We start from the raw sequence: 23,084 nt of genomic DNA on the forward strand, positions 1-23,084 counted from the left end.
GCACGGGTGGCCGCGCACGAAGGGCGGCACCGCTGCCGACGGGTAGCCGATGGGCGCCCGGGTCGCTCGGGCCACGCGGGTCACGCGGGGTCGGCAACTTCGGCCATGCGGGTCACGCGGGTCACGCGGGTCGGCAACTTCGGCCATGCGGGTCACTCGGGTCACTCGGGTCACTCGGGTCACGCGGGGCGCCCACGGCCATGCGGGGCACTCGGCCACCCAGGGTGCCCAGGGCCACCCGAGGCGCCCAGGGTCACGCGGGGCACCTAGGGTCACGGGGGGTACCTAGGGTCACGCGGGGCACCTAGGGCCGCCCACGGACACTCGACGGGTGGGCGCGGGCGCGAGCGGGTGGCTGTGGTCGCGGGCGAGTGGGCCTGGGCGGCGCTTGCCGGGTGCGGGCGCGCGGCGCGTGCCGTCGGCGTCAGCGTCGCGTCCCGTTGTCTCCCGCGCCGAGTTCCTCGGCCATCGCCGCGCGCAACCGCAGAGTCGTGACGAGCCGTTGAAACGCCTCCGCCCAGTACCCCCCGGCTCCCGGCGACGCGTCCTCCGTTTCGTCCGGTATCGCCAGCAGGCCGTCGAGTCGCCCCGCCTCCGAGGGGTCGAGGCAGCGCTCGGCCAGACCCATGACGCCGCTGAAGCTCCACGGGTAGCTCCCGGCATCACGAGCGATGTTGAGCGCGTCGACCACCGCCCGTCCGAGCGGCGGTGCCCACGGCACTCCGCACATGCCGAGCAACTGGAACGCCTCGGACAGACCGTGCGTCGCGATGAACCCGGCGACCCACTCGGCCCGTTCGCCGGAGCCCAGGGTGCCGAGCAGTTTGGCCCGCTCGGCCAGGGAAACCGCGCCCGGCCCCCCGGCCTCGGGCGCCGTGGGTGTTCCCAGCAGAGCCCTCGCCCATGCGCCGTTCCGCTGCCGTACCGCAGCCCGGCACCACGCCGCGTGCAGGTCACCCTGCCAGTCGTCCGCCACCGGCAGGGCGACGATCTCCTCGGGGGAACGTCCACCGAGTCGCTCCGGCCAAATCCCGAGCGGGGCCGCCTCCACCAACTGACCGAACCACCACGAGCGTTCCCCCCGGCCCGAGGGCGGATTGGCCACGACGCCGTCCCGCTCCATGCCCGCGTCGCACTCGTGGGGCGCCTCGACCGCGATCGCCGGTGGGTCCGGGGTGCGGTCGAGGGACACGCATGTCACGGCTCGCGCAGCCATCCGCGCGGCGAGCGCCGAATCCGGCAGCGCCGACAGCAGCTCCGCAGCCGTTGCCCGTACGTTGCGGCTGCGGTCGGCCAGCGACTGTTCCAGGAACGGTTCGTCCGCCGGCTCCAGGCCCGTCCGCAGCGAGTCGAGGAACATCAGCCGGTCCTCGGCCCGCTCCGTGGCCCAGGTCGAGGCGAGCAGCTCGCGGGCGCCTGCGGGGTCGCGGGCACGCAGGGACGCCAGCAGGGCGACCCGCTCGGCGAACAGGCCCTCCTCCCAGAGCCGGCGCACCCGCTCCGTGGCACCGGGGCCCGGCAGCGCGGTGCCTCCGCCCGGTGTCGCGCGCAGGGCGAACCGCCAGTCCGGGTTCAGCCGGGCCAGCCACAGGGCGCGGGGCCCCGCGAAGGCCAGTGCCGCCGGACGCAGGTCGGTACGCCCTCGTGCCGCGTCCAGCAGGGCCGGCAGCGCCTGGGGCGGCGCCGCATAACCGCGGGCGTTCGCCGTCGCCAGCCACTGGGGCAGCAGTTCCATCAGGTCGGGCGCGGCACCCCTGCGGCCGCCGCCCGCCGTGCCGGGACGGTCGGCGAGCAGCATCGTGAGACGGCGGGCGGCCGCAGCCGGCAACGGGGGGCGGGGGTCCTCGGGGGCCGGCTCCGGACGCCGGGCGGCGCGGGCGGGGAGCAGGCCGGCGCGCCGGCGGACGGTCTCCGCCGCCGCCGCGTCCAGCAGCGCCGCCGGTGCGCCGGGGCCGGGCCGGCAGCCCGGGGGAGTGCGCCGGTCCGTGCCGAGCAGCGCAGCGGTGACGAGTTCCTCCCAGACGCCCGGAACGGGCGCGTCCGCGGGGGCGGGCGTCCTGGTCATGAGCACTCCTTTCAGGTACCGGTCCGGTTCATCCGTGCGGGTTTGTCGGTGCAGGTCTGTCCGTGCAGCTCTGTTCGTGCAAATTCGTCCTTACGGGTTCGTCCGTGCGGGTTCGTCTGTGCGGGTCTGTCCGTACGGGCTCATTCAGGGTCATTGCGTGGGCGGGTCAGTGCAGCGGCACCGCCGGGCCAGGTCCGGTCGGCCAGGCCGTCAGTGGAGTGAAGCCCCGGTGGCCGCACTCACCGAAGACCTTGAGGGGTGCTCCGCCCGACAGGGCGACCAGGAGCCACAGGCCCGACCGGTTGCCGGCCGCGGGGAGGAGCGGCAGCGCCGTGTCTCCCTCGGCGTCCGCCAGCTGCCAGGAATCGCCGTCCGGTACCGGGACGACCCGGTCCAAGGTCACCGGTACCGACTCCAGCCACGGGTCGTCGCGGAGCGCCTCGCCGTAACGGGCGGCCGCCTGGGAGGTGGTCACCCCTCTCGGACGTATCTCCGCCGGTACGGGCGGCGCGAACCGCCGTCCAAGGGCGGCGCGCTGCTGACCGGCGCCCGGATACGCCGACACCTCCGCCTCCAGGGTCAGTCCCACCGGCAGTGCCGGCTCCGGTGCCCGGCCCGCGGCCCCGTAGGAGAGGAGCAGCGCGGCGCGGTCCGTCTCCGCGCCGTACAGCCATGTGCGACGGGTCGTCAGTCGTGCGTCCGCCGTGTCGTACTGGGCGAGGACCAGCCAGTGGTCCCGCACCGGGGGGCCGGCCGCGGACGCGGTCAGGCCGACGCGTGAACGGACCGTCGCCGCGAGGCCGTCCGGCAGCTGCTCGCGGCGCAGCCAGCCCTGGTCCAGCAGGTGCAGGAGAGCGCACTCCTCCAGCAGCCTGACCGGCCAGCCGGGACCCGAAGACGGTACGGCCCCCAGCTCCCGCACACGCGAGGCCAGCCCCGACGCCTGGGCGTCGACCATGCGGGCCGCCGTCTCCTCCCACAGTCCGTACCCCGCCTGCTCCGCGCCGGCCAGGCCACCGCGCAGCAGGTCCGTCAGCCGCTGCTCCAGCTCCGTCGCACCCCCGGTGATCCGCTCGGCCCGCTGCTCCGCCCGGCGCCGCGCCGCCTCCGACTCACCGGACCCGGCCGCGGGCCCGGACCCGTCCGCCGTCCTCTTCCTCTCCGCGCGCTCGCGGCGTCCGGCGACCCACTGCTTCACCCAGTCCGGCGCCTGGCCCCCCGGCACCGCTCCATCGCCGTCGGCCCAGAGCAGCAACAGCCCGATCACGTGCTTGCACGGGATCTTGAGGCTCGGGCAACCGCACTTGTATGCGGGTCCGGACGCGCCCGCGATGTCGACGGCCGTCTGGTACGGCTTGCTGCCGCTGCCCTTGCACAGCCCCCACACCGTCCCCTCGTCGTCGGAACTCCCCACTCCGGTCCACGGGCCGGCCCTTCCGAGCCTGCTCCCCGCCGTGCGTGACGAGGCGTCAGGCGCCAGTGCCAGCACCTGGTCCGTGCTCCAGCGCTCCCCCTGCTGAGTCATGCCATCGAAGGTAGGACCCGCCACTGACAATCGGTCCGAGCGGCGGTGTTCTCGCAGGTCAGAGTGATTGTCAGTGGTGTGGTGCACCGTGGATGACAGATCGAACCGGCCGAGCTGGAGGGGGAATCAGCCATGCCTGTGTCCGTAGAACCGAAGTCCGTGGAGCCGGCGTCCGTCGAACCGAGTCACATCGGTTCCGCGACCGGAGCGGAGGCCTTGCGCCCGCACGCCGAGAACGCGTTCTCGGCCGAACTCGCCGCACTGGCGGCGCACGACGACCGTCCGCGCCCGACTCGCTGGAAGCTCTCGCCGTGGGCCGTCGCCACCTACCTGCTCGGCGGCACCCTGCCCGACGGCACGGTGATCACCCCGAAATACGTGGGCCCGCGCCGCATCGTCGAGGTCGCCGTCACCACACTCGCCACCGACCGTGCCCTGCTCCTGCTGGGTGTTCCCGGCACCGCCAAGACGTGGGTCTCCGAACACCTCGCCGCGGCCGTCAGCGGCGACTCGACCCTGCTGGTGCAGGGCACGGCAGGCACACCCGAGGAGGCGATCCGCTACGGCTGGAACTACGCGCAGCTCCTCGCCCACGGCCCCAGCCGGGACGCCCTCGTACCCAGCCCGGTCATGCGGGCCATGGCGGAGGGCATGACCGCCCGCGTGGAGGAACTGACCCGCATTCCGGCGGACGTACAGGACACACTCATCACGATCCTGTCGGAGAAGACCCTTCCGATACCGGAGCTGGGCCAGGAGGTGCAGGCGGTCCGCGGCTTCAATCTGATCGCCACCGCCAACGACCGTGACCGCGGAATCAACGACCTGTCCAGTGCGCTGCGTCGCCGCTTCAACACTGTCGTACTGCCGCTGCCGGAGACCGCCGAGGCGGAGGTCGAAATCGTCTCGCGCCGCGTCGACCAGATCGGCCGCTCCCTCGACCTGCCGTCGGCTCCTGACGGCATCGACGAGATCCGCCGGGTCGTCACCGTCTTCCGGGAGCTGCGCGACGGGCTGACGAGCGACGGGCGTACGAAGGTGAAGTCGCCGAGCGGCACGCTGTCGACGGCGGAGGCCATCTCCGTCGTCACCAACGGGCTGGCGCTGGCCGCCCACTTCGGCGACGGGGTTCTGCGGCCCGGTGACGTCGCCGCGGGCATTCTCGGCGCCGTCGTCCGGGACCCGGCCGCCGACCGCGTCGTCTGGCAGGAGTATCTGGAGACGGTCGTCCGCGAGCGCGCCGGCTGGAAGGACTTCTACCGGGCCTGCCGGGAGGTGAGCTCGTGAGCGGCATGCGGATGCGGAAGCGTCGTGGACCGGGTGTTCCGGTGCTCTGCCCGGCGGGGGACGACGGGGACTCGACCTGGACCCGTAGGCGAGGGGGACGGCGTGGCGGGCACTGACAGGGCTGGGAGCGGTGCGACCGGCAGGCTGGTCGGAACCGCTGGTTCCGGGGGTTCCGCGGGTTCCAGGGGTTCCGGGGGTTCCGGGGATTCCGGGGGCGGACCGCTACTGCTGGGCGTACGACACCACGGTCCGGGATCGGCACGGGCGGTCCGGGCCGCGCTGGAGACGTCCCGGCCGGGCGTCGTGCTCATCGAAGGGCCGCCGGAGGCCGATGTCCTGATCCCGCTGGCCGCCGACGAGGACATGCGGCCGCCGGTCGCGCTCCTCGCCCACGCCGTGGACGAGCCCGGCCGCTCGGCCTTCTGGCCGCTGGCCGAGTTCTCCCCGGAGTGGGTGGCCGTCCGATGGGCCCTGGAACACGACGTCCCGGCCCGCTTCATCGACCTCCCTGCCGCACACACGCTGGCGTGGCAGGAGGCGGACGGTGCGGCGGAGGGGACGGGGCCGGGGGAGCCCGGCCCCGGCAAGGGGACCGAGCCCGGCGCCGCCGTCCCCGACTCCGTCCGGGGCGATCCGCTCGCCGCCCTCGCCCGGGCCGCCGGCCACGACGATCCCGAGCGCTGGTGGGAGGACGTCGTCGAGCACCGCGGCGTGGCAGGCGGGGACGTGCTCGCGCCGTTCACGGCCCTGGAGGAGGCCATGGGGGCGCTGCGGGAGACGGAGGAGGAGGGCGGGCACCACCGGGACCTGGTGCGGGAGGCGTACATGCGGCTCCAGGTGCGGGCGGCGCGGCGCGAGTTCGCCGAGGGCGTCGCCGTGGTGTGCGGTGCGTGGCACGTGCCCGCGCTGCGGCGCAAGGTCGCCGTCGCCGCCGACCGGGCGCTGCTGAAGGGGCTGCCCAGGACCAAGGTGGACATGACCTGGGTGCCCTGGACCCACCGCAGGCTGTCCCGGGCCGGGGGGTACGGGGCGGGCATCGAGTCGCCGGGCTGGTACGGGCATCTGTTCGCCGCGCCGGACCGGCCCGTCGAGCGGTGGCTGACCAAGGTGGCCGGGCTGCTGAGGGAGGAGGACCAGGCCGTCTCCTCGGCGCACGTCATCGAGGCGGTACGGCTGGCCGGGACCCTCGCGGTGATGCGCGGGCGTCCACTCCCGGGGCTGACCGAGACGACGGACGCCGTACGGGCGGTGATGTGCGAGGGCTCGGACGTGCCGCTGGCGCTCGTGCACGACCGGCTGGTGGTGGGGGACGCGCTGGGGGCGGTGCCCGCGGGGGCACCGGCGGTGCCGTTGCAGCGCGACCTCGACCGGATCCAGCGGCGGCTGCGGCTCAAGCCGGAGGCACTGGAGCGGGAGCTGGAACTCGACCTGCGCAAGGAGACCGACGCGGGGCGCAGCAGACTGCTGCACCGGCTGCGGCTGCTCGGCGTCGGCTGGGGCGAGCCGGCCGCCTCGCGGGGCAGCACGGGCACGTTCCGGGAGACGTGGCGGCTGCGGTGGGAGCCGGAGCTGTCGGTGCGGGTCGCCGAGGCCGGGGTGTGGGGCACGACCGTGCTCGCCGCCGCGACGGCCAGGGCCGAGGCCGACGCCGTCACGGCGCAGGGCCTCGCAGAGGTCACCGCGCTCGCCGAACGCTGCCTGCTGGCCGAACTGCCGGACGCGCTGCCCCCGGTGATGCGGATACTCGCCGACCGCGCGGCGCTCGACGCGGATGTCGGCCACCTTGCCCAGGCCTTGCCGGCCCTCGTCCGTTCCCTGCGCTACGGCGATGTGCGCGGCACCGACACCAGCGCCCTTGCCGAGGTCGCCGCGGGTCTCGCCGAACGGATATTCGTCGGTCTGCCCGCGGCCTGCGCCGCGCTGGACGCGGACGCGGCCGAGGAGATGCGCCGACACGTGGATGCCGTGCACGGCGCGGTGGGCCTGCTCGGTGACGCCCCGGCGCCGGGCCACAGCGACCTGCGGTCCCGCTGGCGGGCCGTGCTGCGGGCGCTCTCCGTGCGGGACACCGTGCCCGGCGTCGTCCGGGGACGTGCCGTACGGCTTCTGCTGGACGACGGCGAGCTGGCGCCGGGGGAGGCGGCGCGGCTCATGGGCCTGGTGCTGTCCCGGGGGACGCCACCGGCGGACGCGGCGGCATGGATCGAGGGCTTCGTCGGCGGCGGCTCGGGCGGCGGCATGCTCCTCCTTCACGACGAGCGGCTGCTCGGCCTGATCGACGCCTGGCTGACCGGAGTGCCGGCAGAGGCGTTCACGGACGTACTGCCGCTGCTGCGGCGCACCTTCTCGGCCTACGAGCCGGGAGTGCGGCGCAGCCTCGGTGAGCTGGTCCGGCGCGGACCGGAGTGGCGGGGGAGTGTGACGACGGCCGGTTCCGGCATACCCGGCTTCGCGGCCGGGCTCGACACCGGACGCGCCGACGCTGTGCTGCCGGTGATCCGGCTGCTGCTGGGCGTGGACACGGTGGACGTGACCGACGCGGTGGGTGTGGCTGGCGCGATGGACTCCGCAGAGGCGACGGGCGGGGCGAACGTGATCGGCAGGGCGCGAGTGGCTGAGGGGGCGAAGGCAGCTGGCAGGGCTGACGTGCCTGAGGGGGCCGACATGGCTGGTGGGGCGCCGGTGGCCGGCAGGGCCGATGGGGTGGACGCGTGCACCGGAACCGTCGGGCCGGGCGCCGGTGGCCGGCGGCCGGGATCCGACGACAACGACCTTGTGGGAGTGGACGCATGACGACCGACCGGCTGGATGCCGGCCCAGCGCAGGAACGGCTGCGGCGGTGGCGGCTCGTGCTCGGCGGTGATGCGGCCGACGGCACCGGTCGCACGCTCTCCGGACAGGACGCCGCGATGGACGGGGCGCTCACCGCGCTCTACGGGAAGGGGGACACACCGCGGGCGGGGCGCGACCGTTCGGCGGGGCTCGGGGCCTCCGCGCCGGCCGTGGCGCGCTGGCTGGGGGACATCCGGACCTACTTCCCGTCCTCCGTGGTGCAGGTCATGCAGCGGGACGCGATCGACCGGCTCGGTCTCGCCACGCTCCTGCTGGAGCCCGAGATGCTCGAGGCCGTGGAGGCCGACGTCCATTTCGTCGGCACCCTGCTCTCCCTCAACAAGGCGATGCCGGAGACGACCAAGGAGACGGCGCGGGCCGTCGTGCGCAAGGTCGTCGAGGACCTGGAGAAGCGGCTCGCCACCCGCACCCGGGCCGCCCTCACCGGCGCCCTGGACCGCAGCGCCCGCATCAGCCGGCCCCGCCACCACGACATCGACTGGAACCGCACGATCGCGGCCAATCTCAAGCACTACCTGCCCGAGTACCGGACGATCGTGCCGGAGCGGCTCATCGGTTACGGCCGGGCGTCCCGGTCCGTGAAGAAGGAGATCGTCCTCTGCGTCGACCAGTCCGGTTCGATGGCGGCGTCCGTCGTGTACGCGTCCGTGTTCGGCGCGGTGCTGGCGTCCATGCGGTCGATCGACACCCGGCTCGTCGTCTTCGACACGGCGGTCGTCGACCTCACCGACCAGCTCGACGACCCGGTCGACGTGCTCTTCGGCACGCAACTCGGCGGAGGCACGGACATCAACCGCGCGCTGGCGTACTGCCAGTCGCAGATCACCCGGCCCACGGAGACGGTGGTCGTGCTGATCAGCGACCTGTACGAGGGAGGCATACGGGACGAGATGCTCAAGAGGGTCGCGGCGATGAAGGCGTCGGGGGTGCAGTTCGTGACGCTGCTGGCGCTGTCCGACGAGGGGGCGCCCGCGTACGACCGGGAGCATGCGGCAGCGCTTGCCGCGCTGGAGGCACCGGCGTTCGCCTGCACGCCCGATCTCTTCCCTGAGGTGATGGCCGCGGCGATCGAGAAGCGGCCCTTGCCGATACCGGATGCCGGGTGACGACCTGTCGATCCGGGGGGCCCGACTGCCACCGGCAAAAGGGATATGACTGGCCATCGGTGCAGCCGGGCTTGCGTATTCTCCGGACTCCCGTGCGAGGATCGCGCGGCGTGTCGATGCGTTGACCGGCGCGCGACCCGTTCCGCCGCACGGGAGGAATCTCCCCTCTTGTTCTGGTCCGCCGCCCTGCCCGGTGCCGCTCTGCGCCTGATGCGCACGGCGGCCGGGCGGCGTGCGCTGCGCGTGGCGCTGCTGGTGGGCGGACTGTTCGTGCTCGGGGTGTTGTGCGGAGAGCGGGCGCAGGCGGCCGAAGGAACGCCGTCGGTACGGGGGGTGGTCGGCCAGGTCGTCGACGTTTCCGCGGAGCGCCCGCGGGAAGCACGGGGATCAGCCACCCCGCAGCGCCCCGGCACGGTCCGGAGCGCCGGTACCGCTCAGGACTCCGATACCGCTCAGGACTCCGGTACGGGGCAGGGCTCTCGGCGGGGGCAGAGTTCCTGGGGCATTCCCGGCTCCGACGTGGTGGTTCCGGACACTCGCTCCGTGGTCGAGAACGTCGTCCGGTCCGTGGAGGGCCGCCTCGTGCGGCCGGTCGGTGACGCGGTGGAGGCGGCGACCGAGGGCCTCGGCGCGGTCGCGCAGGCGCAGGCACCGCCGCTGGAGGCGTTGCCGGCGCTTCCGTCCGCACCCTCCCTGCCGTCGTCACCTCCGCTGTCGGTGCAGCCGGACCTGTCCGGCACGACCGGACTTCCCGGTCGGTTGACGCCGGTCGATCCGGACTCGCACCCCGAGCCCTCGAAAACGGTGCCCGCCGCATCCGACGCCGCCGACACCCCCGACATCTCCGACACCTCAGACGTCCGGGTCCCCGACGGAGCCGGAGGCGTGGGACAGGTCGCGTACGGTCCGGAGCAAGTCGCCGACGGGGCGTCCGCCGCGGCGCGTGTCGATATCCATCACGCCGTGCCCGCGCCCACCGAGCACGCCCCCGCCCACCAGGCGCCGACCGGCGACCCCGACGGCACGCTGGGCGGCGCGTCCGGCGCCGATCAGGGAACGCCGCGCCAGGGTGACGCGCACGCGGTCACCCCGCACCACCGGATCCCGTTCCCACTCGTGCCCGGCGCCCTGGTGGGTGCCGACGCGGCCGAGACCCAGGACCGGCACCGGGACATTCCCGTCTCTCCTGCCTAGCGGCGGGGGCCTCCTCCGCCACAGCCCCGCCGCGCGCGGGCGGAGAGGTCTGCCCGGCGCCCGGACACCTCTCGCACCTCCGGGCGGACGCCGCCGACGCCGTATCACCGGCCCGGCATCAGGAAGTGCCCCCAGGCCCCGTGACCGGTGGTCCGTGACGACGGCACCGCGCGACGCCGGCCCCGCACAGGCCGGCACCGCGCGACGCCGGCACGGCGGACCACTGCGGCGGGCGTGGACTCCGCGGGTCGACAGGTCCCGGACGGCCGAAAGCCGTCGGCCTCCGTTTGGCCGAAACCCCGCGGTCGGGGCCAGCTGGTTCCCATTGGGGTGGGTATCAGCAGGCCCGCTTCCCGGAGGACCGCACCCGTGCGCCTCCCGGGGAGTCCGACGGGCCTCACCGGGCCAACCCCAGCCCGGTGAGGCCCCTCCCACGGCCCGGCGAAAGCCCCCGAGCCCGCGAGCCCCCGAGCCCCCCGAGCCCCCCGAGCCCCACCGAGCCCGCCGGAGCGGCGCTCACCCGCCCCTGTAGACCCCTCACGCCCGGCACCCCGTGCCAGTGAGCACGGCATCATGTGACAGGCATCACCGCTCAGGTGTGACCTACGATTTAGAGACCCCCCGCAACCGGCGATAACCTGCGAGACGGACATGCCGCGCGCTCGGTCACCGTGTGCGCTCCCCTTGTGACACAGCGGACGTCACGTTGCCCTCGCGGCACGCCCACGCATCCAACGAACCGCGAGATCACTGATAGGGACGGAAGCGCGTGGACCTGTTCGAGTACCAGGCGAGGGACCTCTTCGCCAAGCACGATGTACCGGTGCTGGCCGGTGAAGTCATCGACACGCCTGAGGCGGCGCGCGAGATCACCGAGCGTCTGGGCGGCAAGTCCGTCGTCAAGGCGCAGGTGAAGGTCGGTGGTCGTGGCAAGGCCGGTGGCGTGAAGCTGGCCGCCTCCGCGGACGAGGCCGTCGCCCGCGCGACGGACATCCTCGGCATGGACATCAAGGGCCACACGGTCCACAAGGTGATGATCGCCGAGACCGCCCCCGAGATCGTCGAGGAGTACTACGTCTCCTTCCTCCTCGACCGTGCCAACCGCACCTTCCTCTCCATCGCCTCCGTCGAGGGCGGCATGGAGATCGAGGAGGTGGCGGCCACCCGTCCGGAGGCCGTCGCCAAGACCCCGATCGACGCGATCGACGGCGTGACGCCCGAGAAGGCGCGCGAGATCGTCGAGGCCGCGAAGTTCCCGGCCGAGGTCGCCGACAAGGTCGCCGACATCCTGGTCAAGCTGTGGGACACCTTCATCAAGGAGGACGCCCTCCTGGTCGAGGTCAACCCGCTGGCCAAGGTCGTCTCCGGCGACGTCATCGCCCTCGACGGCAAGGTGTCGCTGGACGACAACGCCGAGTTCCGTCACCCGGACTTCGAGGCCCTCCACGACAAGGCCGCGGCCAACCCGCTCGAGGCCGCCGCCAAGGAGAAGAACCTCAACTACGTCAAGCTCGACGGCGAGGTCGGCATCATCGGCAACGGCGCGGGTCTCGTCATGAGCACCCTCGACGTCGTCGCCTACGCCGGTGAGAAGCACGGCAACGTCAAGCCCGCCAACTTCCTGGACATCGGTGGCGGTGCCTCCGCCCAGGTCATGGCGAACGGCCTGGAGATCATCCTCGGCGACCCGGACGTCCGCTCCGTGTTCGTCAACGTCTTCGGCGGCATCACCGCCTGCGACGAGGTCGCCAACGGCATCGTCCAGGCGCTGAAGCTCCTCGAGGACCGCGGCGAGAAGGTCGAGAAGCCGCTCGTCGTCCGCCTCGACGGCAACAACGCCGAGCTGGGCCGCAAGATCCTCACCGACGCCAACCACCCGCTGGTCCAGCGCGTCGACACCATGGACGGCGCGGCCGACAAGGCCGCCGAGCTGGCCCACGCCGCCAAGTAAGCACTCAGGACGAGGACACCAACACACCATGGCTATCTGGCTCAACAAGGACAGCAAGGTCATCGTCCAGGGCATGACCGGCGCCACCGGCATGAAGCACACCAAGCTCATGCTGGGTGACGGCACCGAGGTCGTGGGCGGCGTGAACCCGCGCAAGGCGGGCACCTCCGTGGACTTCGACGGCACCGAGGTACCGGTCTTCGGTACCGTCAAGGAGGCCATCGAGAAGACCGGCGCCAACGTCTCCGTCATCTTCGTGCCGGAGAAGTTCACCAAGGACGCCGTCGTCGAGGCCATCGACGCCGAGATCCCGCTGGCCGTCGTGATCACCGAGGGCATCGCCGTGCACGACTCGGCCGCCTTCTGGTCGTACGCCGGCAAGAAGGGCAACAAGACCCGGATCATCGGCCCGAACTGCCCCGGCATCATCACGCCGGGCCAGTCCAACGTCGGCATCATCCCGGGCGACATCACCAAGCCGGGCCGCATCGGTCTGGTCTCGAAGTCCGGCACGCTGACGTACCAGATGATGTACGAGCTGCGTGACATCGGCTTCTCGACCGCCGTCGGCATCGGTGGCGACCCGATCATCGGCACCACGCACATCGACGCGCTCGCCGCGTTCGAGGCCGACCCCGAGACCGACCTGATCGTCATGATCGGTGAGATCGGTGGCGACGCCGAGGAGCGTGCGGCGGAGTTCATCTCGAAGAACGTGACCAAGCCGGTCGTCGGCTACGTCGCGGGCTTCACCGCGCCCGAGGGCAAGACCATGGGCCACGCCGGTGCCATCGTCTCCGGTTCGTCCGGCACCGCCCAGGCGAAGAAGGAGGCCCTGGAGGCCGCCGGCGTCAAGGTCGGCAAGACGCCGACCGAGACGGCGAAGCTCGCCCGGGCCATCCTCGGCAGCTGAGCACGGTTCGGACGGCCGGCCGCCGTCCTCCCACGCCGAGTGGCCCGCCCCTCTCACGGGGCGGGCCACTCGGCGTACGCGCGTCATCCGGGTCCGGCGGTCGGCACAGCCGTCCCGTCCAGGTGGCGCTGTCGTCCGTGGCCTGGAAGGGGCAGTCGTCCGGGGCTCGGAAGGCGCAGTCGTCCGGGCCCGGGTGGCGCCGTCGGCCGAGTCGGGGCGGCGCCGTCATTCGAGTCGGGGCGTCAGCCGCTCCGGCCCGTCCTGCCACTGGTCCCGCAGCTTCTGCCGCAGCTCCAGCTGCTCGTCCGACAGCGCCCCCGGCGCCACCCGGGGAGGCACCCCGCGCACGGTGACGCCCGGGGACACGGGCGGCTCGTACTGCGTGGGCGCGGTGCGCAGGGTCAGGGCGGTGCTCCCGATCAGGGCGACCGTGAAGGCGATCGCTGCCCGGGTCCAGAACCGCGCCCGGCGTTCGCTGCCCATCCGCACCGTCGGCGGTCTGGCCGCCCGCAGCCGCTCGGTCGCCGCCAGCTCGGCCAGCCGCCGGTGCAGCACCTGCGGGTCGGCCAGCTCCGGCAGCCGGTCGGCGAGGGCCTCGCGGGCGCGCAGCAGCCGGTTCGCCGCCGCCGGGGTGCTCGCCTCCGTCTCCGCGGCCGTCTCCGGCAGGCCCAGACCCACACCGTCGTACAGCATGAGCGTGCGGCGGTGCGGCGGGGGGAGTCTGAGAAGGGTGTTCAGCAGGGTGCGGTCGGAGGGGTCTGCGGGCGGCGGCTCCGGGTGCCGGTGGCGCAGCCGGAACCGGTGCCAGGGCGAGAGCGCGTACTCGTACGCCGTCGCCCGCACCCAGCCCACCGGGTCGCGGTCGCGGGCCACTTCGGGCCAGCGCTCCCAGGCGACCTGGAAGGCACGCTCCACCGACTCGCGCGCCAGCTCGCGGCGGCCGGTCAGCAGAAAGGTCTGCCGTACGAGCGAGGGGGCGCCGAACTCGTACAGCGCGTCGAAGGCCTGAGCGGGCGTCAACTCGACCGGACCGGGCGTCGGCACGGGCTGCGATCCCGGTGCTGGCTGCTCCCCAAACCCAGGCCCAGGCCCAGGCTCCAGTTCGAGTTCCGGCTCCGGCTCCGTTTTCAGTTCCGGCTCCGGCTCCGCTTTCAGTTCCCGTTCCGGTTCCGGTTCCGACTTCTGTTCCGGTTCGGACCCGCGTGCCCGCTCGGCCAGTGGCTTCGCGGGGAGTACGAGGCTGTCGGTGGCCTTCTCGGAGGCGTTCGCCGATCCGGCGCGGACGGCCACGACGACGGGCACCGCTTGCGGTTCCGGTTGCGAGGTGGGCGCCGGTTCGGTCCGTCGCGCCGCCGCCTCCTCGGCCAGGGTGTTCAGCAGCTTCGCGTACGCCTCCCGTTTCCGGCCGCGCGGAGTCGTGCGGCCGCTCTCCCACGCACGGACCGTCTCACGGGCGACACCCACCCGCTCCGCGACCTGAGCCTGCGTCAGGGCGGCGGTCTCACGCAGTCGTCGGCGTGCCTTGGGAGGAGGGAGCGGGGTTGCGGGGCTCCGTGTCACAGGGCACCCCTTCGTACGAAAAAGTACATAAACATATATTGGGCGACACAGCGGACCTTCGCGTGTTACGCCGGGAAAGCGCGTGTCGTTGGGACCATGACGGGCGTGATCCAGACGACCGCTCACCGAGCCCCGCTGTCTCTGCTGCGCACCCGCTGGCGGGACCGGTCTCCCGGGCTGGCCGCCGGCTTCCTGGGCGGCGTGGTCGCGGCGGGACTGGGGCTGGCGGCGTGCGCCGTGCTCGTGATGGTGCTGTGGGTCAGTGCGCCGTACCCCGACAGCGGGCCCGGCGGAGCCCTGCACGTCGCCGCGGCGCTGTGGGTGCTGTCCCACGGAGCCGAACTGGTCCGTGCCGACACGCTCTCCGGCGGGTCCGCGCCCGTGGGCGTCACTCCGCTGCTGCTGCTCCTGCTGCCGGTGTGGCTGCTGCATCGGGCGGCCCGGGATGCCACGGAACCCGGGGACGACGTTGGTCTGGTGGTGGGTGCGGGCGCGGGAGCGAAGGGGGAATTCGGTGCGCGCGGGGGCGAGGGCGGGGCCCTCCCGGACACCGGCCCGCCGCCCGTCTCCGCGCGCAACGCCTGGGCCGGGGTCGTTCTCGGTTACCTCGCTGTCGCCGCGCCGGTCGGCCTGTACGCGGCGGGCGGTGCGCTGCGGCCCTCCTGGTGGGCGGTGGTGTGGCTGCCGCTCGTGACCATGGGCGCGGCCGGCGCGGGTATGTGGACGGCGTTCGGCCGTCCGGGCGGACCGGTGGGGCGCGCACTGCGCGTGCTGCCCCGGAGCCTTCGGGAGCTGGTGGTGGAGCCGGACGCGCGCCTGGGCGCCGCGACGCGCGCCGCGGGCGCCGGAGCGGCGGTCCTCGTCGGCGGTGGGGCGCTGCTGCTCGCGATGTCGCTGGTGTGGCACGGAGTCGCCGCCCGGGACGCGTTCCTGCAGCTGACCGAGGGGTGGGCGGGTCATTTCGCCGTGCTGCTGCTCTGTCTGGCGCTGGTGCCGAACGCGGCGGTGTGGGCGGCGGCCTACGCCCTCGGGCCCGGTTTCGTGCTCGGAACCGGTCACGTCGTGGATCCCCTCGCCTCCGCTCCCGCACCGTTGCTGCCGCCGTTTCCGCTGCTGGCGGCGGTGCCGGACGCGGGTCCGGGCACACCGCTGCACTGGATGGCCGGGGCGGTGCCGCTGGCGGCGGGGGCCGTGGTGGGGTGGTTCACGGCGCGGGCGGCGACGGCGGACGCGGCGGGTCCAGCGGCGGGTGCGGTAGGTACGGCGGGTACGGCGGGCGTGGGGTCGGAGACGGGGCCGGCAGGAGGTGAGGCCGTCGGGGCGTGGTCGTGGTGGCGGACCGTTGTCGCCGCCGTACTGGCCGCCGTCCTGTGCGCGTGCCTCGTCGCCCTGCTGGCCGCGCTGGCGGGCGGGCCGCTCGGTGGTGCGTCCCTGGCCCGGTTCGGGCCGGTGTGGTGGCAGGCCGGGGGCGCGACGCTGGCGTGGGTCGGGGTGGTGGCGGTGCCGGTGGCGGTGGGGGCGCGGGTGTGGCCGGTCCGGGAGCGAAGCGTTGCCGCTGAGGCGCCGGAGCCGGAGCCGGCGACGCGGGGTGGAGAGGCGGCTGACGGCGGTGGGCGTCGGTGGGAGCGGATGCCGTTGCCCTCGATGAGGCGGTGGCGGAGACGGGGCGGCACCGGCAGCGAACGGGTGTGGCGGTGGCGATGGTGGTGACGGGAGCGGAGGCGTGGTGGTGACGGAAGTGGCGGCGCTGGTGGCGGGAGCGGCAGCGGTGGCGGTGGCGGTGCGCCGCACGCGCTGCTGCCGGTCGGCTTCTCTGTGGGCCGCGGCGGATGCCTCGAGCGGCGGGCAGGCGTCGCGTCACCGCAGAGGCTTTCGCCCCTGCCGCCCCGCCACCCCCGTCATCACCGCCGTCCCATCATCGCTGTCCGTCCCGCCGCTCCTGCCGTCCCACCGCTCCTGCCGTCCCGCCCCGCACCGCCCCCGGGTGCTGCCGCCCCGGATCCCCGCTCCGGCCCGGACGGTCCCGTCCCCGCCAGCCGGACGGGCCGCACGGGCCGCACGGGCCGCACGGGCCGCACGTGCCGTGGCCGGTGTCGAACGGCGGCCGGGTGTCAGTCGTCCGTGCCCAGCAGGTCCCGGAGCTGCTCCGGGAGGTGGGTCTCGCAGGACTGCTTCGCCTCGTTGGTCAGGGCGTCGTTCCGGCAGGTGTAGTAGTCGCTGTAGACCAGTTGGGCGCTGAAGGACGCGGCGACCAGGACGAGGGCCAGGGAGGACGTGACCAGGCCGCTGATCGCGGCGGTTCGCTGCGGGCGGCCGGTCTGCGCGGCGGGCGGGGCCGGGGTGTCCGGGTCGGCGGCGGCGCGGGGCTTGGCGCGCAGCGCACTGATGCCCCAGTACAGGGCCAGGGCGCCGAGCAGCAGAGCCACGTACGGCCACGTGAAGAGCGCGAAGAAGAGGGCCCACATGCCGCTCAGCAGGGCATAGCGGGCACGCCGCTGGGTGGGATCCGTCGGGTCCCAGCGCGGGCCCGTGCCGCCGCCCGGACCCTCGGGGCCGGAACCGGAAGCGCCGGGTCGCTCACCGAAGCCGCCGGAGGAGCGGCCGGGCTGCCGGTCGCTCCACTGGCGGCCCCAGGGCGAACGTCCGCCGTCCCCCTGTGAGTCGCCGCCGTCGCCCGACGGGTGCCGAGGCTGCCAGGGGCGGTCCGGCGTGCCCTCCGGGGGCGGTGCGAACGGGTTGTCCTTGTCGGTGGCGCCGTCCCGCTCGCCGCTGTTGGTCCCGTCCGGCGGGGTGTCGGGCGGCGAGGAGGGGCGCTCCCGCAGCAACACGGTGCTGCGTCCCCCTGGCTGCGCCGACTGCTGGGGGAGCGTGAGCAGTCGCAGGCTGCGGTCCGGCATCAACTGAGCGTCTTCCCCTTGGCGATAACGGCGATAACGGCGATAAGGAACGGGCGAGCTGGTGGAACGGGCGAACTGGTCGGCACGACTGGTGAACGCGTGACGCGCGGGTCGCGTTCCCGGTCCGGCTCCACGCAGACGCTACCTTCCGGCCACGCCCCCGTCCCGAGGGGGCCGTCCGGTGTGCCGGTATCGTTGCTGACGGTCGGCCGCTTCGTAGACTTCCCCGTATCCGGGGGCGTGAAGCATTCGTACGACCGTACAAACAGACGAACGTACACAACGTACGGTCGGGTAACCGACGGTCGTACCGAGTCACCAGCTGTGGGAAACGGCGGCCGTGCCGAACCGACCCCGCACCCAGACCGCTCCCCCGAGAAAGGCCCCCACCGTGGCTGCCAAGCCCGTGGCCCAGCGAGCCAAGCGCCTTGTCGTACTGGTCTCCGGATCCGGCACCAACCTGCAGGCGCTGCTCGACGGGATCGCCGCCACCGGCGTCGAGGCCTACGGAGCCGAGATCGTCGCGGTCGGCGCCGACCGCGACGGCATCGAAGGGCTCGCGCGCGCGGAACGCGCCGGGCTGCCGACCTTCGTACGAAAGGTCAAGGACTACGGGAGCCGGGAGGAGTGGGACGCGGCGCTCGCCGAGGCCGTCGCCGCCCACGAGCCGGACCTCGTCGTCTCGGCCGGGTTCATGAGGATCGTGGGCAGGGAGTTCCTGGCCCGCTTCGGGGGGCGGTTCGTCAACACCCACCCCGCGCTCCTCCCCAGCTTCCCGGGGGCCCACGGCGTGCGGGACGCGCTCGCGTACGGCGCCAGGGTCACCGGCTGCACCGTCCACTTCGTCGACGACGGCGTCGACACCGGGCCGATCATCGCGCAGGGCGTGGTGGAGGTCCGGGACGAGGACGACGAGAGCGCTCTGCACGAGCGCATCAAGGAAGTCGAGCGAAGGCTGCTCGTCGATGTCGTGGGGCGGCTCGCCCGCAACGGCTATCGCATTGAGGGACGAAAGGTAGTTATCCAGTGACCGCCACCGCCGAGAGCAACAAGCGGGCCATCCGTCGCGCGCTCGTCAGCGTCTACGACAAGACCGGGCTCGAGGACCTCGCCCGCGGGCTCCACGAGGCCGGCGTCGAACTCGTCTCCACCGGCTCCACCGCCGGGCGGATCGCCGCGGCCGGCGTGCCCGTCACCAAGGTCGAGGAGCTCACCGGCTTCCCCGAGTGCCTGGACGGCCGCGTCAAGACCCTGCACCCGAAGGTGCACGCCGGTATCCTCGCCGACCTGCGCCTGGACAGCCACCGGCAGCAGCTGGGCGAACTGGGCGTGGAGCCGTTCGACCTGGTCGTGGTCAACCTCTACCCGTTCCGCGAGACCGTCGCCTCGGGCGCCACCCCCGACGAGTGCGTCGAGCAGATCGACATCGGCGGCCCGTCGATGGTCCGCGCCGCCGCCAAGAACCACCCGTCCGTGGCCGTCGTCACCAGCCCCGCCCGCTACGCCGACGTGCTCTCCGCCGTCCGGGACGGCGGCTTCGACCTCGCCGCCCGCAAGCGCCTGGCCGCCGAGGCCTTCCAGCACACCGCCGCGTACGACGTGGCCGTCGCCTCCTGGTTCGCCTCCGAGTACGCCCCCGTGGACGAGTCCCGGTTCCCCGACTTCCTCGGCGCCACGTACGACCGCGCCCACACCCTGCGCTACGGCGAGAACCCGCACCAGCCCGCCGCCCTCTACACCGCCCCCGACGGCGGCGGCCTCGCGCAGGCCGAGCAGCTGCACGGCAAGGAGATGTCGTACAACAACTACACGGACACGGACGCCGCCCGCCGTGCCGCCTACGACCACGCCGAGCCCTGCGTCGCGATCATCAAGCACGCCAACCCGTGCGGCATCGCGGTCGGCGCGGACGTCGCCGAGGCCCACCGCAAGGCACACGACTGCGACCCGGTCTCCGCGTACGGCGGCGTGATCGCGGTCAACCGCCCGGTCTCCAAGGAGATGGCCGAGCAGGTCGCCGAGATCTTCACCGAGGTCATCGTCGCGCCGGACTACGAGGACGGCGCCCTGGAAGCCCTCACCAAGAAGAAGAACATCCGCGTGCTGCGCGCCCCCGAGGCCCCCGCCGCCCCGGTCGAGGTCAAGCCCATCGACGGCGGCGCACTCCTCCAGGTCGCCGACCGCCTCCAGGCCGAGGGCGACGACCCGGCCACCTGGACCCTCGCGACCGGCGAGGCGCTCCCCGAGGCGGAGCTGGCCGAGCTGGCCTTCGCCTGGAAGGCGTGCAGGGCCGTCAAGTCCAACGCGATCCTCCTCGCCAAGGACGGCGCCTCCGTCGGTGTCGGCATGGGCCAGGTCAACCGGGTCGACTCCGCGAAGCTGGCGGTGGAGCGGGCGGGCGCCGAGCGCGCGCAGGGCGCGTACGCCGCCTCCGACGCCTTCTTCCCCTTCCCGGACGGCCTGGAGATCCTCACCGCGGCCGGCGTGAAGGCCGTGGTCCAGCCGGGCGGTTCGGTCCGCGACGAGCTGGTCGTCGAGGCGGCGAAGAAGGCCGGCGTGACGATGTACTTCACGGGGACGCGGCACTTCTTCCACTGAGATCCGGCAGGGGTACGCCCGTACGCGGCGTACCCCCGGCACGGGGACGGCCGCTGTCCCCGTCCCTGTTCCTGTCCACCGGCCCCGGTGGACAGGAACAGGGACGGACGGTCTTCGGGACTCCTTCTTCGGGACTCCTCACTACGGCGCGCTCGCGGCGCAGGACGCGGCCACGAGATAGAAGACGAGCCAGCACGCCAGGATGATGAGGTCTTCGCGGCCGAAGGCCGCTGTGGTCATGTACTCGAGGTTCTCCGCGTAATTGGGGTCGTCGGGGTCGTAGATGATGCGGAGCTGATCGCCGACCTGGGGAATCCGCTCGCGCGTCCGGACGACGGCCCAGAAATCGCCTCGGTACGGTTCCACGGGGAAACTGCAGCGGACCCGTATGGGGCCCTGGGGGTCGCGGGGGTTCAAGTGCCCCCGGCAGATCGCGGTCGCGACCCGGCCGTGCTTGCGCAGGCGGCGTTCACGCCGTGACCGCGGGGTGGCGAGCAGGGCGCTCAGCGCGGCGAGGACCGTCAGGATGATGGTCAGCTTCAGCGGCACGGCCCAGTGGACTCCTTCGGTCGGCAGTCCTCGGTTCCCGGTGCCGCCGTCGTTCTCCGGGTGGTGCCCCTGACCGGATGGCGGGGGCGGAGAACGGTTGCGGCCCGGAACCCGTCCGGAAGCGGGGCGCGTCGTGTCCTCGCCCTGCCGGTCCGTCCCCACTGTTGCCCGGCGGAGGCACGTCCGGCGATCCTGTTGCGGTCGAGCGCAAAAGCTCAGTTCACCGGGGGAGGACGAGATGCTCCGCGTCCACTTCAGCGACGCCGACCTGGGCGGCATCCGGTTGCGCGCGGCGTCCGACCCGTTGTGGGACATCGCCATCAGCCTGCACCGGCTCCAGACCCGGCAGGGGCGCTGGGCGCATGCCGCGTGGTACCGGACCGTGCGGGAACGGCTGAGGGAGGCCGGGCTGGAGCCGGCCGTGCGGAGTGTGCTGCTGCCGCTCTATCCGAGAGCCGCCTACTTTCCCGACTTCCTCACGCCGTTCCAGCCGGCCGGGGGACTGCGGGCGGGACTCGACGCGGTGCGCGCCACCGATCCGCGCCGGGTGCGGGCCGAGATCGGCCGCCTGGACTGGGTCGTGGGCGCGCCCTCGTGGGCGGCGGGGCTCGCCGACCGGGCCGCCCGGGAGGAGTTCGTCACGTTGCTGCGGGCCTACCACGACATCGCTGTCGCTCCCTACGAGGATCAGGTCCACGCCCGTACCGAGGCCGAACGATTCCTGCGGGCACGGGAGTGGATGGACGGGGGTGTGGAGGCGGTGCTGACGGGGCTGGGGCCGTGGGCGCGGTGGGAACGGCCTGTCCTGCATGTCGAATACCACCCCTCCGTGGACCGGGATATGTACCTGGAGGGGCGCGGGATGCTGCTCGTGCCGTCGTACTTCCTGCACCAGCGTCCCATCGCCTTCGCCGACCCGGGCCTGCCGCCCGTACTGGTCTACCCCCTCGTGCACGAGCCGCCGGCTCCGCCCCCGTCGAGGTCCCCGCTCACCGCCCTCCTCGGCCCGGCCCGGGCCACCGTCCTGCGCGCCGTCGCCCACGGCGCGACCACCGGGGAGATCGCGCGTGCCGCCGGTGTCTCCGCGTCCGCGGCCAGCCGGCACGCGACGGCCTTGCGGGAGGCGGGGCTCATCACCAGCCGGCGGCACGGCGCGAGCGTCCTGCACACCCTCACCCCCGTGGGGGCGTCGGTGCTCCGGGCCGCCCTGCGGAAGGCTCCCCGGAGCGACCGCGGGACATCCGGACGGAGCGGTGCGCGGTGATCTCCCCGGTGGTCCGGGGCACCCCGTCGTGAACGGGCATGGCCTCCGGCCGCCCCAGAGGGGACCGGAGGCCATGCCCGTTCAGGTGGATCGTCAGCAGGGGCGCAGGGACCAGATCGGGTCCCAGGTCGCCGTGCCGGCCTGGTAGGCCGTCGACGTCCAGCGGACGCTGCCGTCCTTGTTGAAGAACTTGGCGACCGTGCCCGGCGTCTGGTTGTTGGTGAACGGTCCGTTGCCGGTCCAGTTGGTGACGTTCCACGTCTGGCACTTGTAGAAGTCGAACTTGGTGCCCTTGACGATCATGCACAGGTGGCCGTAGTCGCAGGCCAGGTCCTTGGCGGCCTTGGTCTTGGGCGCCTCGGTGACGGTCAGTCCCTCGTACTCGACCGCGTCGGCGGACACGTGCAGGGGCTTGGGCTTGTCGGCCAGCACCTGGTCGGCCGCCTGCTGGAGGGCGGTGACCCGGGTGCCGGCCGGGTCGGCGGCGGTGGCCGCGACCGTGGAGCCGGCGACCAGGGCCGAGGCCGCGAGGAGCAGCGCGGCGGGCTTGATGATGTTCACTGTCGTTCCCCCATGAACGTCGGTGTCGTACCGCTGAAGCGGTGTGCTCACACCGTGCCCGGGGCGCCCGCCGCACGGTACCTCTCACCTCTCAGGGTCACTTCCGCCCGGGTGGCGTGTACTCCTTGAGGTGGTGGGCGACGCGGTCGGCGTAGGCGCGGTTCTTCGGGGGAACCCCGCCCGCGTCGTTCACCTTGCGGTACGACGTCCGGTAGGCGACGGCGATCAGTACCCGGCGGTCGCCCGGCAGGCCGGCGTCGAGACGGGGCGTGATCCAGCACAGGTAGCGGCCCATCGCCGGGATGGACTCGGCCGGTGGGAACGGGGGCTCGGGGACGGAGTCGGCGGGTGTGCCGTCCTCGTTCATCCACCAGCGCAGGACTGCCGGGGTCCAGCGGGCGATGCCGTACTCGTCTTTGACGGGGTCGGCGAGGTCCGGGTCGAAGTCGCTCTCCACCTTCAGTATGGCCGCGATCAGGGGCGGGCTGACGTCCTTGCGGCCGCAGTCGCGTGCCGTTTCGACGATCAGCAGGCGGTAGGCGGGCGGCACGCCCCGGTCGGTGCGCAGTTCGGCGGCGCCGTAGGAGGCGGCGGAGACGGTCGTGGTGCCGCCCCCGGGGCCCCGGGCGCCGGGGGCGGGGGGGGGGGGGGCCCGGGGGGGGGGGGGGGGGGGGAAGGAGGGGGGGGGGGGGGGGGGGGGACAAAACGGGGGGGTGGAGCTGGGGGGGGGTGGGGTACGATCGGGGGGGGAGGGGAGCGGG

Annotated in this window: 15 protein-coding genes and 2 pseudogenes; 10 read left to right on the forward strand and 7 right to left on the reverse strand. The window is 73.5% G+C overall.

The window, feature by feature from the left end:
* Positions 1-424: 424 nt before the first annotated feature.
* Together ACZ7G3_RS01635 and ACZ7G3_RS01640 are read right to left on the reverse strand one after the other, a co-directional pair.
* A complete protein-coding gene (locus ACZ7G3_RS01635; RefSeq protein ID WP_426597169.1) occupies positions 425-2,065 on the reverse strand; it encodes a DUF5691 domain-containing protein in 1,641 nt (546 codons plus the stop codon).
* Between the two features lie 166 nt (positions 2,066-2,231).
* Positions 2,232-3,590, reverse strand: a complete 1,359-nt coding sequence (locus ACZ7G3_RS01640; protein WP_470922790.1) for an SWIM zinc finger family protein — start codon at positions 3,588-3,590, stop codon at positions 2,232-2,234.
* Positions 3,591-3,722: 132 nt separating this feature from the next.
* On the opposite strand from ACZ7G3_RS01640, the gene ACZ7G3_RS01645 reads away from it, so the two are divergent.
* The 6 genes and pseudogenes from ACZ7G3_RS01645 to sucD all read left to right on the forward strand — a co-directional run bounded on the left by ACZ7G3_RS01645 (position 3,723) and on the right by sucD (position 12,894).
* Positions 3,723-4,877 (forward strand): ATP-binding protein, encoded by a 1,155-nt coding sequence (locus ACZ7G3_RS01645; RefSeq protein ID WP_426597167.1) that lies wholly within the window; start codon positions 3,723-3,725, stop codon positions 4,875-4,877.
* A 102-nt stretch (positions 4,878-4,979) separates the two neighbouring features.
* Positions 4,980-7,403: pseudogene (locus tag ACZ7G3_RS01650) on the forward strand (DUF5682 family protein); the annotation flags it as partial.
* Positions 7,404-7,666: 263 nt separating this feature from the next.
* Positions 7,667-8,836, forward strand: a complete 1,170-nt coding sequence (locus tag ACZ7G3_RS01655; protein WP_470922791.1) for a VWA domain-containing protein — start codon at positions 7,667-7,669, stop codon at positions 8,834-8,836.
* 168 nt (positions 8,837-9,004) lie between these two features.
* Entirely contained in the window at positions 9,005-10,030 is a 1,026-nt protein-coding gene (locus tag ACZ7G3_RS01660; protein ID WP_470922792.1) for a hypothetical protein, read from the forward strand.
* 769 nt (positions 10,031-10,799) lie between these two features.
* Positions 10,800-11,981 carry an ADP-forming succinate--CoA ligase subunit beta gene (gene sucC / locus ACZ7G3_RS01665; protein WP_053135877.1) on the forward strand — a complete coding sequence of 394 codons (1,182 nt, stop codon included), beginning with the start codon at positions 10,800-10,802 and terminating at the stop codon, positions 11,979-11,981.
* Positions 11,982-12,009: 28 nt separating this feature from the next.
* On the forward strand, positions 12,010-12,894 hold the full coding sequence (gene sucD / locus ACZ7G3_RS01670; protein WP_426597164.1) for a succinate--CoA ligase subunit alpha: 885 nt from the start codon (positions 12,010-12,012) through the stop codon (positions 12,892-12,894).
* Positions 12,895-13,119: 225 nt separating this feature from the next.
* Here the strand turns inward: sucD and ACZ7G3_RS01675 are convergent, their stop codons facing one another.
* Positions 13,120-14,454 (reverse strand): helix-turn-helix domain-containing protein, encoded by a 1,335-nt coding sequence (locus ACZ7G3_RS01675; RefSeq protein ID WP_470922793.1) that lies wholly within the window; start codon positions 14,452-14,454, stop codon positions 13,120-13,122.
* Between the two features lie 96 nt (positions 14,455-14,550).
* Between ACZ7G3_RS01675 and ACZ7G3_RS01680 the strand changes: the two genes are divergently transcribed.
* Positions 14,551-16,164 (forward strand): cell division protein PerM, encoded by a 1,614-nt coding sequence (locus ACZ7G3_RS01680; RefSeq protein ID WP_470922794.1) that lies wholly within the window; start codon positions 14,551-14,553, stop codon positions 16,162-16,164.
* A 401-nt stretch (positions 16,165-16,565) separates the two neighbouring features.
* Here ACZ7G3_RS01680 and ACZ7G3_RS01685 read toward each other — a convergent pair whose 3' ends face one another.
* Positions 16,566-17,351: a hypothetical protein gene (locus tag ACZ7G3_RS01685; protein WP_470922795.1), complete on the reverse strand. Its 786-nt coding sequence runs from the start codon at positions 17,349-17,351 to the stop codon at positions 16,566-16,568.
* 391 nt (positions 17,352-17,742) lie between these two features.
* On the opposite strand from ACZ7G3_RS01685, the gene purN reads away from it, so the two are divergent.
* Together purN and purH are read left to right on the forward strand one after the other, a co-directional pair.
* Complete coding sequence (gene purN, locus ACZ7G3_RS01690) at positions 17,743-18,381, forward strand: phosphoribosylglycinamide formyltransferase (protein WP_470922796.1); 639 nt, start codon at positions 17,743-17,745, stop codon at positions 18,379-18,381.
* Positions 18,378-19,949, forward strand: a complete 1,572-nt coding sequence (gene purH / locus ACZ7G3_RS01695; protein WP_470922797.1) for a bifunctional phosphoribosylaminoimidazolecarboxamide formyltransferase/IMP cyclohydrolase — start codon at positions 18,378-18,380, stop codon at positions 19,947-19,949. The genes purN and purH overlap by 4 nt, the downstream gene beginning before the upstream one ends.
* 141 nt (positions 19,950-20,090) lie before the next feature.
* On the opposite strand, the gene ACZ7G3_RS01700 is transcribed toward purH, so the two are convergent.
* Positions 20,091-20,498: a hypothetical protein gene (locus tag ACZ7G3_RS01700; RefSeq protein ID WP_470922798.1), complete on the reverse strand. Its 408-nt coding sequence runs from the start codon at positions 20,496-20,498 to the stop codon at positions 20,091-20,093.
* A 238-nt stretch (positions 20,499-20,736) separates the two neighbouring features.
* Here ACZ7G3_RS01700 and ACZ7G3_RS01705 point away from each other — a divergent pair, with 238 nt between their 5' ends.
* Positions 20,737-21,762, forward strand: coding sequence for a MarR family transcriptional regulator (locus ACZ7G3_RS01705; RefSeq protein WP_470922799.1), 1,026 nt, complete (start codon positions 20,737-20,739; stop codon positions 21,760-21,762).
* A gap of 93 nt (positions 21,763-21,855) precedes the next feature.
* On the opposite strand, the gene ACZ7G3_RS01710 is transcribed toward ACZ7G3_RS01705, so the two are convergent.
* On the reverse strand, positions 21,856-22,323 hold the full coding sequence (locus ACZ7G3_RS01710) for a hypothetical protein (protein WP_470922800.1): 468 nt from the start codon (positions 22,321-22,323) through the stop codon (positions 21,856-21,858).
* 97 nt (positions 22,324-22,420) lie between these two features.
* A pseudogene (locus ACZ7G3_RS01715) lies at positions 22,421-22,936 on the reverse strand (lytic transglycosylase domain-containing protein); the annotation flags it as partial.
* Positions 22,937-23,084 lie beyond the last annotated feature (148 nt).

This window comes from Streptomyces sp. NPDC037271 (genome assembly GCF_055603605.1).

Excerpts from the sequence above, each read along its gene's own strand:
- ACZ7G3_RS01635 (WP_426597169.1), bottom strand. The coding sequence starts at position 2,065 with ATGACCAGGACGCCCGCCCCCGCGGACGCGCCCGTTCCGGGCGTCTGG.
- ACZ7G3_RS01640 (WP_470922790.1), bottom strand. The coding sequence starts at position 3,590 with ATGACTCAGCAGGGGGAGCGCTGGAGCACGGACCAGGTGCTGGCACTG.
- ACZ7G3_RS01645 (WP_426597167.1), top strand. The coding sequence starts at position 3,723 with ATGCCTGTGTCCGTAGAACCGAAGTCCGTGGAGCCGGCGTCCGTCGAA.
- ACZ7G3_RS01655 (WP_470922791.1), top strand. The coding sequence starts at position 7,667 with ATGACGACCGACCGGCTGGATGCCGGCCCAGCGCAGGAACGGCTGCGG.
- sucD (WP_426597164.1), top strand. The coding sequence starts at position 12,010 with ATGGCTATCTGGCTCAACAAGGACAGCAAGGTCATCGTCCAGGGCATG.
- ACZ7G3_RS01680 (WP_470922794.1), top strand. The coding sequence starts at position 14,551 with ATGACGGGCGTGATCCAGACGACCGCTCACCGAGCCCCGCTGTCTCTG.
- ACZ7G3_RS01685 (WP_470922795.1), bottom strand. The coding sequence starts at position 17,351 with ATGCCGGACCGCAGCCTGCGACTGCTCACGCTCCCCCAGCAGTCGGCG.
- ACZ7G3_RS01705 (WP_470922799.1), top strand. The coding sequence starts at position 20,737 with ATGCTCCGCGTCCACTTCAGCGACGCCGACCTGGGCGGCATCCGGTTG.